Annotated in this window: 7 protein-coding genes and 1 pseudogene; 4 read left to right on the top strand and 4 right to left on the bottom strand. The window is 64.7% G+C overall.

Going from position 1 to position 17787, the window contains the following annotated elements; genetic code table 11:
- Positions 1-63 precede the first annotated feature (63 nt).
- The 3 genes from ACIBQ1_RS36990 to ACIBQ1_RS36980 all read left to right on the top strand — a co-directional run bounded on the left by ACIBQ1_RS36990 (position 64) and on the right by ACIBQ1_RS36980 (position 11884).
- On the top strand, positions 64-2952 hold the full coding sequence (locus ACIBQ1_RS36990) for a helicase-related protein (protein WP_397284106.1): 2889 nt from the start codon (positions 64-66) through the stop codon (positions 2950-2952).
- 2 nt (positions 2953-2954) lie between these two features.
- Positions 2955-6860 carry an Eco57I restriction-modification methylase domain-containing protein gene (locus ACIBQ1_RS36985; protein ID WP_397284104.1) on the top strand — a complete coding sequence of 1302 codons (3906 nt, stop codon included), beginning with the start codon at positions 2955-2957 and terminating at the stop codon, positions 6858-6860.
- A 95-nt stretch (positions 6861-6955) separates the two neighbouring features.
- Positions 6956-11884 carry a DEAD/DEAH box helicase gene (locus ACIBQ1_RS36980; RefSeq protein WP_397284102.1) on the top strand — a complete coding sequence of 1643 codons (4929 nt, stop codon included), beginning with the start codon at positions 6956-6958 and terminating at the stop codon, positions 11882-11884.
- 98 nt (positions 11885-11982) lie between these two features.
- Here the strand turns inward: ACIBQ1_RS36980 and ACIBQ1_RS36975 are convergent, their stop codons facing one another.
- Entirely contained in the window at positions 11983-13047 is a 1065-nt protein-coding gene (locus ACIBQ1_RS36975) for a helix-turn-helix domain-containing protein (RefSeq protein WP_397284100.1), read from the bottom strand.
- A 182-nt stretch (positions 13048-13229) separates the two neighbouring features.
- The gene (locus ACIBQ1_RS36970; protein WP_397284098.1) at positions 13230-13610 is read right to left on the bottom strand and encodes an NUDIX domain-containing protein; all 381 of its coding nucleotides are present in this window, start codon (positions 13608-13610) and stop codon (positions 13230-13232) included.
- A gap of 1628 nt (positions 13611-15238) precedes the next feature.
- On the opposite strand from ACIBQ1_RS36970, the gene ACIBQ1_RS36965 reads away from it, so the two are divergent.
- Entirely contained in the window at positions 15239-15676 is a 438-nt protein-coding gene (locus ACIBQ1_RS36965; protein WP_397284219.1) for an NUDIX domain-containing protein, read from the top strand.
- 357 nt (positions 15677-16033) lie between these two features.
- On the opposite strand, the pseudogene ACIBQ1_RS36960 reads toward ACIBQ1_RS36965, so the two are convergent.
- Both ACIBQ1_RS36960 and ACIBQ1_RS36955 read right to left on the bottom strand, forming a co-directional pair.
- Positions 16034-17137, bottom strand: a pseudogene (locus tag ACIBQ1_RS36960) (SUMF1/EgtB/PvdO family nonheme iron enzyme); the annotation flags it as partial.
- Positions 17138-17403: 266 nt separating this feature from the next.
- Positions 17404-17787, bottom strand: coding sequence for an S-adenosylmethionine decarboxylase family protein (locus ACIBQ1_RS36955; protein ID WP_397284096.1), 384 nt, complete (start codon positions 17785-17787; stop codon positions 17404-17406).

Genomic DNA, 17787 nt, shown 5'->3' with positions numbered 1-17787 from the left:
CATCATGGGGAGAGCTCGCGAATTATGTACGAGCGTGGGATGCGAGTGCGACTCCGTGACCGGTTGTGGGAGATCGAGGACGTGCGCGGAGCCGGCGCAGAGACCTTCCTTGATCTCCGCCGAGCGGACGATCGATCCGGTCCACGCCGGCTCAGGGTGCTGGCAGCGGCGGAGCCCACGCTGAAGCTGGAGGAGACGACCAAGCTCCGGTTCGAACCGGGCAATCCCATCGTCCTCGGTCAACTTCACGACGCGCTCGCGCTCACAATGGCCCATGGCCGTGGTGACCTGCTGGCGGTAGAGCACGGTCGGATCGATGTTGAGCCCTACCAGCTTGTCCCGGTCCTGGCGGGCATCCGTCAACCGCGCGTACGCCTCATGATCGCCGACGACGTCGGCCTTGGGAAGACCATTGAAGCAGGGCTTGTCCTGCTTGAACTTGCTCGGCGCGGTCGCGCAGACCGGGTGCTCATCGCCTGCCCCGCAGGACTGCAGGACCAGTGGGTCGATGAAATGCGCTTCCGGTTCAACCTGGACTTCGCCAAGGTCGACAGCAAAAAGTGGCTGAACCTCCGACGGGACAACCCCACGACGGTTAGTCCGTGGACGGCCGTGCCGTACGCGGTGTCGTCCATCGACTACCTCAAGAGCAATCTGTCGGCTATCCAATCTGCGCCTCAGTTCGACGTTGTGATCATCGATGAGGCACATCATGTCGCTCGCGCATACGCCGGTGAGGGGAAGTCGACTGGGACGGATCGCAGTCGTCTCGCTCGCGTCCTTGCTGACCATAGCCGAGAGCTGTTGCTCCTCTCGGCTACCCCACACAACGGCTACCCGGAGTCGTTTGCCAGCCTGCTGCAGCTGTTGTCTCCACACCTAGCCACTGATGAGGGGCGGCTCGATCCTTACCTTGTCCGGCCTTATCTTGTTCGGAGGCTCAAGGACGACGTCGCACGCGGTAATCCGCCACAGCCGATCAGCCGACGCAATCCACCGAAGCCGATCGAGGTCTCACCGAGTGGCCGGGAGAAGGAGATCCACCAGCGGCTGCGCGGCCACAGCAAGCGCGTTCTACGTGCCCTGCGGGACACCGACTCGTACTATGCCCACGCCTTCGCGCTTGAGGTGCTGCGTAAGCGGGCGCTGTCCAGCCCGTTCGCCCTGATGAAAAGCCTTGAGCGCCGTCTGGCCATGCTCGTTGGGACGCCTGTCGAACACGCTGGGCGGAAGCGGAAGGAAGTGCTCCAGCAGTACCGGGGCGACGTGGCGTTGCCGGAAGCTGAGCTGATCTCGGCGGAGGAACTCGCTTTGGAGGGCATCGCCGCGCACCTCCCAGCCAGTGACCTCGTCGAAGAACAGCGCCTGGTCAGTACCCTTTTGGATCAGGTCCGAGCGCTGGCCCCAGGAGACGACAGCAAGCTGACGCGGCTACGTGGCTGGCTGGAAGGCTTCCGCGCGGGCCGTCGCGGCGAGCGAGTGATCATCTTCACGGAATACAAGGACACTCTGCAATATTTGGAGGACCATCTCGGACTTGGGCCAATCTTCCGCATCGATGGAGAAGTGCCGCTCGGCAGGCGGCATGAGCTACTTGAAACGTTCTCCGGGACACCGGGCGCCATCCTGCTGGCCACTGACGCCGCGGGTGAGGGACTCAACCTTCAAGATGCCTGTCACGTCGTCGTCCACTACGAGCTGCCGTGGAACCCCAATCGACTGGAGCAGCGCAACGGCCGTGTGGACAGGTACGGGCAGAAGGAAGTCGTTGAGATCAGCTACCTCTATCTTGCCGACACCCGTGACGAGCAGATCCTTCAGCGCCTTCGCCAGAAGCTGGGAGTGATCGCCAAACAACTCGGCTCCAGCAGTGACGTCCTGGGCGTGGCCGGACGCACTGATATCGCTGACGCACTCCTGGAGGACGTCTCCGATGAGGAGCTGGAAGCGCGGTTGGAGCGTGCGGTTCAGCAGGTTCGCGACTATCTGGAGCGCACCGGTGCACTCGCGCTCATGCAGGGCATGCGGAACGAGAAGGAAGCCGAGGCCGACACCGACACGGCCCGGGAGCAGGCGCGCTGGCTGTTGCCCGATTTCGAGGATTTCCGTCGCCTGGTGACTTCGGTCGTTGAGCAGAGCGGAGGCAAGGTCAAGGGAAGAGGTGACATCGTTGAGATTCTTCCCGGATCGAGGCTCAGCCAGTATCCCCAGGTGCCTGATGAACCGTTCGAGGCGACATTCAATCGCTCGGTGGCCCTGGACCCGGCCAACCGAGGTCTTGCGTTCCTCACCCCCGTCCATCCCCTGGTGCGCGCAGTTCTTCAGCTTGTACGGACTCGTCTTTACGATGAGAAGGCATCCGACCGGGTTGCTGTCCGCGCGGTCGAGCGGGAGGAGGGCTACCTGTTCACGTTCGTCGGTCGTGTCGTCTCCGACGACGGCCGAGTCCTGGAGGAGCCGTTCATCCCTGTGTTCGTACCCCGCGACGGCGCTTCATCGCATGATGAGACGGCCGACTTGCAATTGCTGCGTCAACGTGCTGTTGCCAACGCCGTTGACGCCGTGGGCAAAGCGCGCGCGCGTCTCGCGGCAGGGTTCGACAGCGCCGCCGAGCACGCGCAGCAGGAGGCCACCCGTAGGCTGACCGCTCGCGCAGAGAAGCTCCAGGCGCAGTTGAATACCGAGGCCGCGCGTGTACGGCGTGATCTCGACCGGTGGCACGAGGCTGAGCTGGCCGAGACCGAGCACAAGTTCGCCGCACACTTCGGAGACTCCGTTCAGATCGGGCTCTTCACCGACATGGGTCACGGCGCCTTCCACAGCCTTGACGAGGCCAAGGCAGTCATTGATGAGGAGTTCGCCAAGCGCCGTAACTCGCTATCTCGCGGCTTCCAGGTCGCCCCGGTCGGCTCTGCGGAACCTGTCGGCTGCATCGTCCGCGTGGAGGCGTAACCATGCTGAACATCACCGTCGCCGGCACCACGCTGTCGTCCTACTATTTGTCCGACCCTGGGCTGTTCCTCCGCGAGCAGCATGCGCATATCGGTGCGGAGGACGCCGCGTCAGGAATCCCGGAGGCCCGCAAGCACCTTCGCGCCCTTGTCGCGGACATCGACGAGACCAGCACTACCGGCCAGACCCGAAAGCGTGTATTCAGCTGGCTGGCCTGCTTCGGCTGGAGGTTCCCAGCCACGCTGCCCCCCGTTGAGGAAGCGGTCGCCGCCCATCCCGAGGATTCGCCCGATGATCTGGCCTGGGTGCTCGTCACCCCACCCAGCCAGCACCTCGACACCGCGCCTAGCGGCCGACGAACGGGCAAGCTCCGGCCCCAGAGACAGGCCGAAGTGTGTGCAAGGGAAGGCAAGTTGCCTGCTGTCTTGCTCAGCAATGGGCTTGAGCTGCGTGTTATTCGCCGCGATCCCGGCCTGGGAGGCGAAGCGAGCTACCTGTCGGTCGACCTCCATGGCCTCGCAGAACTCGGCGACGAGCACGAATGGCGAGTCCTATGGGCTCTGCTCCGCCCAGAAGCGTTCACAGCCGACAGCAACGGTGAATGCTTGTGGGACCGGTTTGAGGCGGCGAGCACCCATGCCGCCAGCGCTGTTAGCGAAAACTTGTCCGGCGGCGTGCGCGCGGCATTGAGCGCGATCGCCAATGGCGCGCTGGCTGACTGGCGACGACGCGGCGAACCGATCCCCGCGCCTAGAGCGCTCTTTGCCGACGCTTTGAAGATTGCGTATCGGCTGCTCTTTGTTTCCTACGCCGAGGACCGTGGGTTGCTCCCGGTCGGAACACCCGCCTACGACCATGGCTACGCACTTCGCGGACTTCGCAAGCAGCTCATCGACCCCCAGTCGGTGTGGACTCCAGATGGCGGTTACCTGTGGAGCTCACTGCGAGCGCAGTGGGCGATGCTCCGTGACGGCGCCGACGCGGGCGAACTCCAGATCACTGCTTTCGACGGGGGGCTCTTCGACCCGGCCAAGTGCCCCTTGCTGGACGATCCCGAACTGACCATCGGCGACAGCTTCGTCCGGGATGTCGTCGACGCACTCTCCTACACCGAGCCGGTCAAGAGTATGGTCGGGAAAGGCACGGTTGGACGCCGGCCCGTCAACTACCGGGAACTTGGCGTCGAGCAGCTCGGCAGCATTTACGAGGGGTTGCTTTCGTTCGAGCCACAGATCGCCGCTGCCCCGAAGGCCCTGGCCAGGGTCGGCCGGGGTCAAGCTGCCGTGGTTCAGGTGCTCGATGCCGACCAGCTCCCTGACGGCGCCGAGGAACTTGAGCGGTACGACACCGGCACGTTCTACCTGTTCGAAGCCACAGGGCAACGCAAGGGCTCCGGCTCCTACTACACAGCCAGGCCGCTCGCCCACTTCGTTGTTGGTGAGACTCTGCGCCCGCTGACCGAGAACGCCAGCTCCGATGAGATTCTCAGCTTGCGGATCTGTGACCCAGCGATGGGCTCGGGAGCATTTCTGGTCCCTGCGGTTCACCGCCTCACTGAGGCCTACGGCGAGGCGCTCGCTCGTGAGGGTGAACTACTCGACCACAAGCTTGACGACGCGCAGCGCGCCGCATACCGGCGGCTCATCGTCGAACGCTGCATTTACGGTGTCGACCTCAACCCGATGGCCGTCGAACTGGCCAAAGTCTCGCTCTGGCTGGCGACCGCCGCGGCTGGCAAGCCACTGTCATTCCTCGACTCGCACCTGCGCTGCGGCAACGCGGTCATCGGCGCGAGCGTTGGCACCTGGGAAGGCGTCCCCGCCCCTGCACAGGGGACCCGGGGCAAGGCCGCCCAGCCGGCGAACGAGGATCAGGGTAGCCTCTTCGATCTCGATGAGCCCGACCTGACCAGCGTCATCCGAGTGCGGAAGAGCTTGGCCGTCAGCCCTTCGGATGACCGGCTTCAGATTCGCGCGAAAGAGCAACGCTTTACTCGGCTGCTGGAGGGTCGTGACTTCGCCCGGCTTCAGGCCATGGGCGACTGGTGGGTGGCACCCTTCTTCGAAGGGCCACTGATGTTCACGGACTCCAACCTTCGCGATCCAAGAACCGGACAGGAGGCCAAGCCACTGCGCGGTAACAGCAGTCGCTGGCGGACTTTCCGGAAACAACTCAAGGACGGCAACGCGCTGCCCGAGCTTTACCAGGGCGTGACCACTGCGGTTCGGGAAGGGATCCGGCCCTTCCATTGGGAGATCGAGTTTCCTGAGGTGTTCTTCGACGCCGATGGGAGGCGGCGCGCCGATGCTGGATTCGATGCGATGATCGGTAATCCGCCGTGGGAGGGCATCACCTTCAAGGCCGCCGAGTTCTACGGTCGGTTCGATCCGGCGTATTCGCTGCTGAGGAAGAAGGATGAGAAGTTCGCCCGCCAGGCAACGCTCGATGAGCGGCCGGAGGTCGTGGCGGCGCGAAAGCGTGCGGACGCGCATCTCGCAGGGGTGAAGAGCTTCATCGGCGCGTCTGGTGAATATCGGATGCTATACGCGCACGGCACGACGTTCAACTACTACCGCACGTTTCTCGAGCGGGAACTGAGCCTGCTCGCGCCGGGCGGCCGTCTCGGTCTAGTCATCGACTCCGGGGTGATCTCCGACGCTGCGACCGCCGAGCATCGCCGCGAGTTGCTGGAACGCTGCACGATCGAGCAGTTTGTGCTCTGTGACAACGTTAATAAGATCTTCCCGATCGATAGCCGGGAACAGTTTCTCCTCTTGGTCGCTAAGGTCGGAGGGGCGACAGATCCACTACCGTTCACCAGTGGTGTCTCCCAGCTTGAGCACCTGCTTGCCCTGGAGTCGCGCACTCTGCCGATTCCGCGTGCCACTATCGAAGCTCTCGCCCCCGACACGCTCGCCATCCCAGACGCCCGTGACCTTTCCTTGCTCGATCTCCTCACCGCAATCTACAAGGGTAAGCCGCTTCTACTTCAGCCTATGGAGACCGGCGGTTGGCAGATCGACTGGGGTCGCGAGTTGCACCTGCATGATGACCGTGCCTTCTTCTCTGAATCGGGCACTGGTCTTCCACTGCGCGAAGGCAAGCACATTCACCAGTTCGTGCATGATTTTGCTGAGCCGACTTATTTCTTGAAGGATGAGGTCGGGGAGGCGGCTTTGGTGAACCGTGCACGGAAGCGCGCGAAAAAGAAGAACGTTCAGGGGTTGGCCCGTAATCGAGGCGAGAAGGCACTCATGCAGTCCGGTCCGCGCGCCGGAGTTCTTGAGCTGCCCTCCGACCATTTCCGGGTGTGTTTCCGTGAAGTTGCTCGGCCAGGCGATGAAAGGACATTGATCGCGGCAGTTCTTCCGCCGGGAACCATCGTCACTCATGCCCTTCACTACTTCTATCGGTCTACATTCGAAATGAATGAAAGTGGAGATAAGTCTAAGAATGGCTATCAAACTGTTCTTTCTGCCGCTGCAATGATGTACGTGGTGGGTCTGATGAACAGCTTGGTACTTGACTTCGTGGTCCGCCGTAAGGCCAGTGCCCATGTCACAAAGTCGATTATGGCCACACTGCCTATCGTCGATGTGCCTCTGGATCGTGGCCTGGGAGCGAAAATTGTGCGGTTGTCGGGTCGTTTGACCTGCCGAACGAGTGAGTTTGATGAGTTGGCCGATGTTCTCGGAGTGGATTGCGCGTCCTTGTCGAAGGATGAGGAACGCGAGCTTCGAGCTGAGCTGGATGCGCGGGTTGCGCACCTCTATGGACTCTCGTTCGATCATCTCGAGCTGATCCTCGCTAACTTCAAACAGAGTGCAGACAGCGAAGGTAGCCCGGTTCGACCTAACGATGCGTACAAGCGAATGGTCCGGGATCACTTCACCCGCCTGGGCCAATAGCCAGCCTCAACAAGTGGGGGCGCTTTGTCGGTCTCGTCCGTTACATTGATCGCCTGCACGCAAGTGTGAGAGGTCGACCACACGAGGAGTCCAGGATGAACCCGTTGGAACTTGCCGAGCGGCTACGGGATGACTATCGGCGTTTCACCTGGACGACCTACCCGATCGCCGACGCCGGGCTCCGCGAACAGCTGGAACGGATGGTTGACCACGAGGCGCTCCTGTGGCGCGGGCCGTACCTGTCCGTCCAGCCGCGCTTCCAGCTTGACGAAACCCTCGTCGGCCTCGCCGGGAAGGTTGGGCTCCCGACACAGATCGTCAAGGCGTTCCCGAGGGTAGAGCGGCTCTTCACCCACCAGGTTGAGGCGATCACCCGAATCCATAACGGGCAGAACACCCTGGTCGCTACGGGTACTGGCTCCGGCAAGACAGAAGCTTTCCTGATCCCGGTTGTGGCCCACGCCTTCCAAAACCGGCGCCGCGCCGGTGTGAAGGCGATTGCTCTGTATCCGATGAATGCCCTGGTCAACGACCAGCAGGACCGGGTGCGGACTGCCTGCGAGGCACTGGGCCTGACGTACGGCGTGTACACGGGTGCCACCGCCATGAATGAGCGGACGCGGATGCAGGACAACCCGCCCGACATCCTGCTCACTAACTACTCAATGCTCGAATATATCCTGACCAGGCGCGACGACCGGAAACTGTTCGGCTCGGGGGTCCTGCGTCACCTGATCCTCGACGAGGTGCACACTTATCAGGGCGCGCTTGGTACAGAGATCGCCGGACTGGTGAGAAGACTCCGCGATCATGTAGACGCCGACGGACTGGTCTGCGTCGGCCTGTCTGCTACCGTCAGCGCGGGCGGTGACCACGACGCCGATCTGCGGCGCACGGCATCGTTCGCCAGTCGCTTGTTCGCTTCCCCGTTCAACATCGACGGCATCGTGGAGGAGACCGCCGTCCCCTTCACAGCCCCTGACATCGATGCGATCGGCCCAGCCCCGGACACCGAACAGCTGCGGGCTGTCCTTGCTCAAGGAGGAGATCCGGGTCAGCTGCGGGCTCTACTGGGCGATCCGGAGACCAGCCCGATGCTCAACCTGTTCCGGGCGAAGCTAGCCGAGCCGCAGACCATTCAAGAACTGGTCACCGCATTGGCGGAACTCCCCCAGCGTACGGGAGCTGAGAAGGAGGCGCTGCACGACGAGGTGGCCGGCTGGCTGCTGCTCGGCGCCGGAAGTCACACGGCCGAGGGGCCACCCGTGCTGGAGGCTAAGGTCCATCTGTTCCTGCGCAGCTTGCCGAGCCCAGTGCGGTGCAGCGGCGAGGCCGAGCACCTGCTCCTTGACGGCCCGACCACCTGTTCCGCCGCCAGTTGTCTGGCGCAGGCGACCACCCCGCTCGGGGTCTGCCTTGGCTGTGGCCAGGACTACGACCTGGAGTCTGACGAGCCGGGTGGTCCTACGGTGCGCTATGTCGCTCGACGTTTGATCACCGATGAGCCTGTCGAGGAGCCGAAGCCTAGGGATCGACGCTGGCACCCGGCCCGGCGCTGCACCGTCTGCGGCAACGACGCCCACGGAGCCACATGTCTCGGATGCGGGGCGCCGACCCGCGAGGTGTTCGTCGCCGTCCCCGATCCAGGCAAGCCGCTCACCCGCTGCCCAGTCTGCGGCTATCTTCGGGCGCGCGGCGGTGCCGTACAGGAGTTCACCGCCCGAACGGCGGCCGCCGTCACTGCCGCCGCGTTCAGCCTGCACAGCGGCCTGGGTGAGCAAGACAGCAACGAGATGCTGCGCCGCCTGCTGATCTTCGCAGACTCGCGTCAGGACACGGCCTTTCAAGCTGGATACTTGCGGGACCGGGCACGGGCTGTACAGGTCCGGCGTTTGATCGTCGAAAGTGTCACCGCTCGTGAGCGCGATGGCCAGCCAGCGGCCAGTTTCAACGGGCTGGTCCAGGATGTGTTCCGCCGTGGCCAGGAGACCGGCCTGTACGGCAATCCCGCCGGCGTCGACGCTCGCCAACGGGCGCTGCGGGTCTGCGAGTGGGACATTCTGGGAGAGATCGCGAGCGACGAGCGGCGCCCGCCGACACTGGAACGGCTCGGCGCGATCACCATTGGCTACCCGGGGATCGACTCACTGACCGACGCCGATCTGAACCCTCTGCTGACTCGTCTCGGAAGTGATCCAGCCGCCGCGAAGTGGTTGCTGGCCCGGATCCTTGACCTGGTCAGGACGCGCAAGGGCGTCGCACATGAACTGTTGCGAGCGCGGCTCGACGCCAAGGTCGAAATGGAGCTTACAGAAGCCGGGGCGACCCTCAACGGTGGAATGACCGTCACCGGCATCGGCGACACCGGGGTCAAGGTCGCGGGCGCGAGCGCGATCAGCATGGGCGTGAAGGGAGCGATCGCCCGGCTGGTGAAGACGGCATTCCCACGGATACTAGATAGCGACGAGGTCGAGCGTGGGATCAAGACTGCGATCGACTTTCTCGCGGCGCGAGGGCTGGTCGCGGACACCGTAATTGGTACGGGACGAGCTCGGGTACTGCTGCGGCAGGTTGAGCCGCAGGCGATTGAGGTCCGGCCAGTGATCGGTCCGCTGTTCCGGTGCCGGGCCTGCCGTGCTGTACAGCCGGAGCAGCCGCCACGGGACAGGTGCACGACCTTCAACTGCGTTGGCCGGGTCGAGCCATGGACCGGTGACCCCGACGACTACGAGGGACAGCTCGTCACGAGCGATGCTCCCCTCGTGATCAAGGCAGAGGAGCACTCCGGACAGATCCCGCTGGAGCAGCGTGAGAAGATCGAGGACCGTTTCAAGGACGGGGACCTCAACGTCCTCGTATGCACGATGACCCTGGAGCTCGGCGTCGACCTTGGCCAACTCCTTGCGGTGATGCTCCGCAACGTGCCGCCCAGGCCCAGCAACTACGCCCAACGGGCTGGACGTGCGGGACGTCGTGAGGAACGAGTTGCGCTCATCGTCACCTTCGCTGGCGGCATGCCGCACGACAGCTACTACTTCGCCAGGCCTGTCGAAATGATCCGCGGTGCCATCCGACCGCCGGCATTCCTGTTGGACAACGAGCGCGTACTCAAGCGGCACGCCCGTGCAATGGCGCTGGAGCTGTGTGGCCACGACTTGCCTACTTGGATGGGCGACCTCGTTGCGGGAGACCAAGCGGGAACGCTTCAGGACGTCGAAGATGTGCAGGCGGCGCTGGCGGCCGACACGGATCGGATTACCGAACGGATCTACAGCGCCTTCCGGCTCGGCTTGGAAGAGACGGATCTGTCATGGCTGACGATGGAGTGGGCTCGGACGGTCGTCGAAGGCTTTGTCGCGGACCTGGACAAGGCGGTGGAACCGTACCGGGTCAAGCAGAAGAGCTTGATGGAGGAGTGGATCCAGGCTACGGCGAAGGTCAGCAGCGAGGCGGCAAAGGCCGTTGCTACTATCGGCGCAAGCCTCGATGCCATGCGGCGTGGTGACCGTAACCGAGCGTATGTGCTCTCCTACCTCGGCAATGTGGGCTTCCTGCCCTCGTACGCGTTCCCAACCGACACCACCGCGCTTCTCCTGGAGCGCGAGACTACCGAACTTGCTCAGGACTCCGTACAGGCGATCAAGGACTATGCCCCCGGGCAGATGGTCTACGCACGAGGCGCCCGCTGGCACGTGGACCAGGTGGACTTCCGCCGGTCCAACCTGCTCAACGCCGACGGCCTCGGAGCGCTGCCGCAGGTGAACATCTGCACACGCTGCGACACAATTAACGACTCAGTCGACGCGCACTGCCAGTCATGCAACAGCGATGAGCTGAACCCGCATCTGAGCGTTCCCATGCGGGCCATGCGGGCGACCCGCCGCCAGCGCATTACAGCCGACGAGGAGCACCGCTCTCGCACGCCTTTCGACGTCACCCATCACCTTGGCGCACCGAACACCAATGAGACGTGGTTGTTCGAACGTGCCGGTCTGGTCCTGCACTGGGAACGTGGTGCGGACCTGACGATCCTCAACCGAGGCCGAGTGGCCAAGGACCACCGAGACAACGAGCGCTTCGTCATCTGCACCAGTTGCGGCCTCTGGTTCGATGATTTCCCCGGGCCGAAACCCACCGAAGCACAGAAGAAGCGGGCGAAACTGCACGACGCGATCTGTAATCGACCGCAGCTCGAAACCAGCGTGTTGCAGGTCAAGCGCCGGGTCGACTGCCTGCAGATCCTTCCTGACCTTGAAGTTTTCGACATCCGGGCGGATCAACTTGAGGAGTTCCTCGCCAGCGTGCGAGCAGCCCTAGACCTCGGCTGCCGGGTGGTTCTCCAGGCTGGCGAGGACGAGGTGGCTGGCTTCGACTGGCCCCGGCCCGACCCAGAGAGCGAGGACGCAGCCCTGCGACTGGCAGTCCTCTACGAAGAAGTCCCAGGTGGTGCTGGATATCTCCGACAGCTTGCCGAGCGCTTCGGCGAGGTGGCTGCCGCCCTCGTTCCGGTACTTGATGGCTGCGGCTGCGAGCGCTCGTGTTATGCCTGTCTACGCTCTTATGGCAACCAGCTCGAAGTCGACTTGCTCAACCGGAGCGTAGCTGCAGACTTCCTCAGAAGATTCGTAGGCGCAGAGGATGTGGAGGGCCGGAAGGTCCCAACATACGCGGACGGCTTCTTCGGGCGGCCACGGTCGGCGATCGAACGGCAGCTCGCGATCGCGCTAATGACGCTCGGAATTCCGCGTGGGCACGCGCAGTACTCTTGGGGGGACCGAGGATCTTCCGATGGGATGCCGCGGCCGGTCACTGTGGCCGACTTCGCGTGGCCCCAACACAAGGTCGCGGTGTTCTGCGATGGCTGGAAGCACCATCACTCAGCTGAACGTCAGGCTTCCGATCGAGTCAAGCGCGAGGCCATGCGCGCCGACGGCTGGACCGTCATCTCCTTCTGGGGCGGGGAGATCGTGCGCGACGTCCGAGGCTGCGCCATTAAGATTGCCGATCTTCTGGCGCAAGAATAGCGAGCGCTCTTCGAGGGAGATGGGGCTTGTTCGGTGGCGACGCTGCTCAGGCCCATCGGTGATTTCCGGCGTGGCCCGTGACGGCCCGGAGAGAGGGGTTAGGCCGTCGACAACGTTAGGTGCAGGCGTTGGAGAGCAGCGGCGCCAGCCTCCTCGATTTCTGGCAGAGCTCCTCTTGCGGCTCGCATGGCGCGCTGGATTTGGTGGGGAAGGCGCGTGTTCTCCGCGGTCGTAATCGACTGCATGAGTGCTTGGGAGGCCGCGGCTTCGTCGCCCGTGGCGCGGAAGATTTCGGCGACGGTGACGCGTTCGATCGTCTGCCATTGCGGGGCGACACCAGAGGCGTCTGGTATATCTGCTTCGGCAAGTCGTGTCGCCTCGTGCAGACGACCTGTGGCGAGCAAACCCCGCAGGTGCACTTCCCGTACAACGAAGGGATTGACCAGTGGCGTGCCGTGATGGGAGTCCACGAAGCGTTGCAGGTCAATGATCGCGGTGTCGAACTGCTCGACGTTGCCGAGTTCGCCGAGCGTACGAGCGAGGGGGATGAGGACTGCGCCGCGTTCGAAGGCCGGAGCGATGTCGGCGGCTCGTTGCAGTCGAGCGGCGGCCGCCGGCTTCTTTCCGATCTTGCGTAGTTCGTTGCCGTGGACGCGTAGAGCGCGGGCAAGAAGTGCGACATCGTCGAGGCGATGGGCGATGAGGAGTGCGCGTCCGGTCCAGCGCGCAGCGGCTGCGAGGCTTTCCTCAGGAAGAACGTCACCGAGGGCGACGCCGAGCATAGCGCGAGCTTGTCCGAGGAGTTGCGCGGCGGCGCGGTCGGCGCGTCCTTCGGCGAGCCGTGCTTCGAGTCGCCATACGAGAGGCCACAGTTCGTTGATGGCCTCAGCGCTATGTCCGGACTCGCGCGCCACGGAAGCCAGGCGAATAGTGGATTCTCCAAACTTGATCATGGAGATGAAGTCGGCATCCGCAGGGTCGGTAACGCCGAGCACATGTGGGGGCAGTCCCAGATGTTGAGCCACCCGTCGAAGGGTGGGCACGTCCGTGATGACTCGCCGCCCATTTTCGAGCATCGAGATGTAGGTCGTGTCGTAGCCCAGCGCCGAAGCCAGAGCGGACTGAGTGATCCGCGCGGCGTGTCGGTACGCCTTGATGATCACCGCAAGGTTGCCTGAAGCCAGCGCTGGACTCGCGGACGGCGATGTCCACAGCCAGAGCGGTGAACCGGCGGAGGCGAGACTGGGCAGCGGGGCTCCGCTGATGACGTGACAGGCAGGACACAGGCGGGAGGCATCCCATCCGTCATTGACGACGGTCGCGCATGCCGCACACAGCATCAGGGCTACCTCACTGGATCACGCAGCCTGGAGAACCAATCGGCGATCGACCGCTTGTAGCCTTGCGGCATCCGCAGGTCCTCCACCTCATGCTCAGCAAATAGGCCGACCTGTTTGTGCTCGTGGCTGAGCACGGGCGGCTTGTCGGTGGACACCGTGGCGCCGTACGTCACGATCAGCACGTCGACGCCGTCACGGATGTGGTACTGCCAGGAGTCCAAGATTGGCCCGATCCGCGCGTCCCAGCCGGTTTCCTCGGTGATCTCGCGCTCCAGGCGGGCCGGCGGATCTTCGCCGAGTTCCAGTTTGCCTCCGGGCAGTTCCCATTCGTCGCGTTCGTTGCGCAGGAGCAGCACCTTGCCATCGCGGACGATCACGCCCTTCACCGACACAGGAAACGTGTGCGGGCGGTAATTCATCAGCAGCGACCTCTCTCCGTTGATGGCTGTGCCTGGAACCTAACACGGTCGCTCGCCGCTAACCGGGCTTCCGGGAGTTGACAATCTGTCACTTGTCCAATCCAGAGGGTCTATCGGACGCTGAAGCCGAAGTCCCCGCCCGGCAGGTATCGGAGGTGATGATGGTGAACCCACGAGGCTTTCGCCAGCCACTACGTGAGCCTGACGCGCAGCGACGGGCCGGTACGAGCCGCCGTGATGTTGACGCGCGACGGTCTGGTCACCCTTCGACGGGATTCACAACCGGCAGTCGGTGGTCGATCTTGCCTTGCGGCTGCTGACTCCGCGGGAGCATCGGGACGGCCGCACCAGTTCCGGCACCAACGTCCTCCGGACATCGCAGCGAAGCCCGCCTGGGACGTGACCGACCTTAGCGACCTGCGATCCATCCGCCGAAAACCCGTCGCCGCAGGCACGATCAGCGAATACCACCACGCCGCTTAACCGCAGCTCAGTGTGCGTAACTCAATATTCGAGCGGTACATGGTTGGACGATCCACCCTGCACCGGCCGAGAATGCGCTGCGGCAAAACGGCGGGTGATGGAGTCACAGCTATCCTCCTTGGTCTGCTCTGTTGTCGGTAGGCCGGGTTGAGTCGGGAGCAGGCGCAGGACGCCGCCGCCGATCGCGGCGTCCTGGCCAGCGTGCCTGTCGATCTCGAATCCGGAAACCACCACGGCGGGCAGTCCTGCTTCCCGCGGCCGCTTCAAGCCGTAGGGGTGCCGAGGTCCACGACCTCGCTGGTCGTGCATACGACGTGGACAGGACGCTTGTGGGCGTATGCCGCAAGGGCCAGCGACAGCCTCGGCTCGCCGCTGGGTTCGGACAGGTACATGCGGGCGTAGTCGATGAAGTCGCCGTCGACGCGAGCCCGGCCCTCCAGCAGCATCAGGTTGTCCGGGCCGTAGCGTTCTTCCAGCGCTCGCGCGGCGCACCGTCCCGGCTTTTCCACGAGTTCCACCATCAGGGCGCCGCCGGCACAGCGCTCGGTGGCGATCACGCCGCGGTCCTGGGCCAGTTCGGACTGATACGGGCGCGCAAGGACGACTGCACCGGCCGTGGGTTGCCGCAGCGCGGCCAGCGGGTTGAACGCCAGGTACAGATTGTCACCGAACGCCACCCACAGCTCGCCAGCGCTGGATGCCCGCCGACCGGCGAAGTGATCGGCGCCGTTGAGGACGGACGTGAGGTCGCCGTAACGACCACGTTGCGGCACCCACTCGAGAATCACCTCATGGGGCAGGGCGTCGCCGCGCATAGCGCGGCCGGCAGACCGCAGGTAGCGATCGTGCCCGTCGAGGCTCAGGGCCTGGCTGGCCCAGGCGACGAACGGCTCGTAGTAGGGGTGGTAGACGATGACGACGTGGGCAGGGCCGAGGTCGGCGATTTCTTTCAGGATGTGGACGATGCCGGGCCGGCCGTCCACTGGCTGCCATTCCTTAGGCAGGTACCGGGCCCATCCGTGGACTCTCGTGCCCAGCCCTCCAGCGGCGATCACCACCTGTGACCGCCCATTCCCCACCCCTGCAGCAGCCTGCCGGGGTACGGTGCCCGGGTGAAGGTACGTGTCACGGGCGTCGTCATCGAGGACGGCCAGATTCTGCTCCTGGACCAGGACACCGACACCGGCCGCTCCTGGTCGCTGCCCGGCGGAAAGGTCGAGCCGGGCGAGCCCATCGGCGACGCCCTGGTGCGGGAGATGCGCGAGGAGACCGGCATCGACGTGGAGGTCGGCCGGCTCCTGTACGTGTGCGACCACCTGCCCGGTGGCGGAACACACGTCGTGCACCTGACGTTCGAGGCCACCCGGGTCGGCGGCAGCGTGGGCGCGGTCGCCGAGGGCGCCGACACGACACCGATCCGCGGCGTCCAGTTCGTGCCACTGGCCGACCTGTCGGCGATCGGCTTCTCCCCGCGGTTCGTCGAGCTGGCTCGGGCTGAATGGCCCGGTGCTGGCTCCTACATGGGCGCCAAGTCCAATATCGGCCTGTGACTGTGTGAACGCCGCCACCAGGCGACCGTCGAGCACGCTCAAGGGCAGGCTGCGCTCGGCCAGCCCGTTCATCCATTCGCCCAGCAGCCTGGACACCAGGCCGACCGGCATCGGACGGTCCGGATCATCGGCGATGAGGCGGATGCCGACGCCGCGAGAGCTGCCCGCAAGGTGGCGGTGCCGCGACCGGATAACCTCCTCCCACGTCGACGGGGTGTTCCACGCGGCCCCGGTCAGCCACCTACCCATGGGCCCGTCGGCCGGATCGGGCCCGTTGGCGCACCACACCTGCACGTTGCCGAGCAGGTGGTGGATGGCACCAGCCGGTACGTCGTCCTGAACGACCGCCACGGTGTCGCCCACGGCATAGTCGGTGTTGGTGGCCTGCGCGCCGGCCATCAGGTCAGCCATCTCGGCCAACTGCGGCAGGCGGGCGCCGTGGCGGGCCGCGAACGTGGCGGCGCCGATCCATGTCACCCAGTACGCCGGGTGGTTCTCGAAACCGGGGCTGACCATCCACCGGCCGCTGACGGGGTCGCGGTGCAGGCGGCCGCCGCGCTCGTGCGGCATCTCGCAGCACAGCAGGTAGGAGCCGCCGGAGGTGTTGTGGAGGCCGTGGTCGGCGAGCTCGTTGAGGAATGCGGCGAACTCGCTGTTCGATACCAGCAGGTTGCGCCAGTACAGACCGTAACGAGCTACGTATGTAGTCGGGGTGTTGGACGGGCTGATGCCGGGGCGCGGTGCGGGCGGGCGGCGGGCAGGCGGTGGGGCCAGCGTGTACAGGTTTTCTCCCGTCAGCCACCGTGTGGCCAGCGCTGTGACCGGTGCACAAAAGACGTTCCGGGCCGCGAGGAGTGTCTGGTCTGTGGTCTCGCCCACCAGTTTGGCGGATCGGCTGTCGAGGTGGGCGACGAGGCTGGTCTTCGCCGTGGTGGTGGCGAAGGTGTTGTCGCTGACAGGCTGGCAGCTGCCCGGCGGCGTCGTGTTGCGGCGTGGTACGCCGTCCAGCTCGGGCACGATGTGAGCCAGCCGGGCCCAGGACGCCGGTGGGTCGAGGACTGCCTCCTCGTAGGAGATCACGGCGAGTGGCCGGCCGTCGCGGCGGCGGTCGAGGGCGGCGGCCAGATAGAGCGTGTTCAGCACGTGCAGGCGCGTGAGGGCCACCGCCTCGGGCGGATCGTCGTCAGGCACAAGGTGGGCCAGGCCGGTACCCGCCGCCGCGGCGGCGATCTGCCGATAGCGGTCTGGGTAGCGCCAGCGTGTGAACAGATCGCCGCGCCGGAAGGAGCTAGCGACGCCGAGCGGGTTGCGAGTGAGCACTACGGCGGGCGCGTCGGGGAATAGCGTCAGGACGTGCTCAACCGCAGCGAACAGATTGGTCTCCTTGATCACCTGACGGGTGGAGGTGTACTTGGTGACGGCGAATGCTGTCAACCAGTGTCGCGCGTACGGTGTAAGCATCTGATCGGCTGTATCTAACCCGACCGGGTGCGTGTTGAGCGCCGACAGCGGGTGATCTGGTCCGAGCTGTTGTCGCAGCGGCTCGTTGTGCTGGCTCATGAGGGGGCGCAGGCTGTCGGACAGCCAGTTCGAGCCGACCCGTTCCATGCAGCCGAGCATCAGCAGCGGCGGCAGCAGCGGCGGTGAGCCGCCAGCTTCGCTGTCACGGCGTGTGTTCTGCAGACGGGCGCTGATCTCGCGCAGGATGCCTGCGCCGGTTATCACGCTCATCGGATCGCCTCGCCTGCTTGCGCAGCGTGCAGCGCGTTGTCGGGGGGCAGGCGCGGGACCTGCCGGGTGTTGGCGATCTGCCCGCCGAGCAGCCGCAACAGCGGGCCGATCGCCTCGCCAGGCTCTACCTGTGCCCGGCAGGTGAACACGTCGACGTGCGCCAGGCCGCTCTCGGGCCACGTGGAGACGGTGATGTGGGACTCGGATAGCACCAGCACGCACGTGTGCCCGAACGGTTCGAACGGGTCGATGAGAGAGGTGCGGGGTGTGCAGCCGAGCCGGTGCGCGGTCTGCCGCATCGCGTCGATCAGCTCGTCGCCGGACAACTGATCGAGTCCAGGGCAGCCGGTGATGTCGTAGACGACATGAGTCATGGTCAT

The organism is Nonomuraea sp. NPDC050153 (genome assembly GCF_044460125.1).
In the GTDB taxonomy this organism is placed as follows: domain Bacteria; phylum Actinomycetota; class Actinomycetes; order Streptosporangiales; family Streptosporangiaceae; genus Nonomuraea.
The sequence above is the reverse complement of the archived record's forward strand: the minus strand, read 5'-3'. Positions and strand labels throughout refer to the sequence as shown.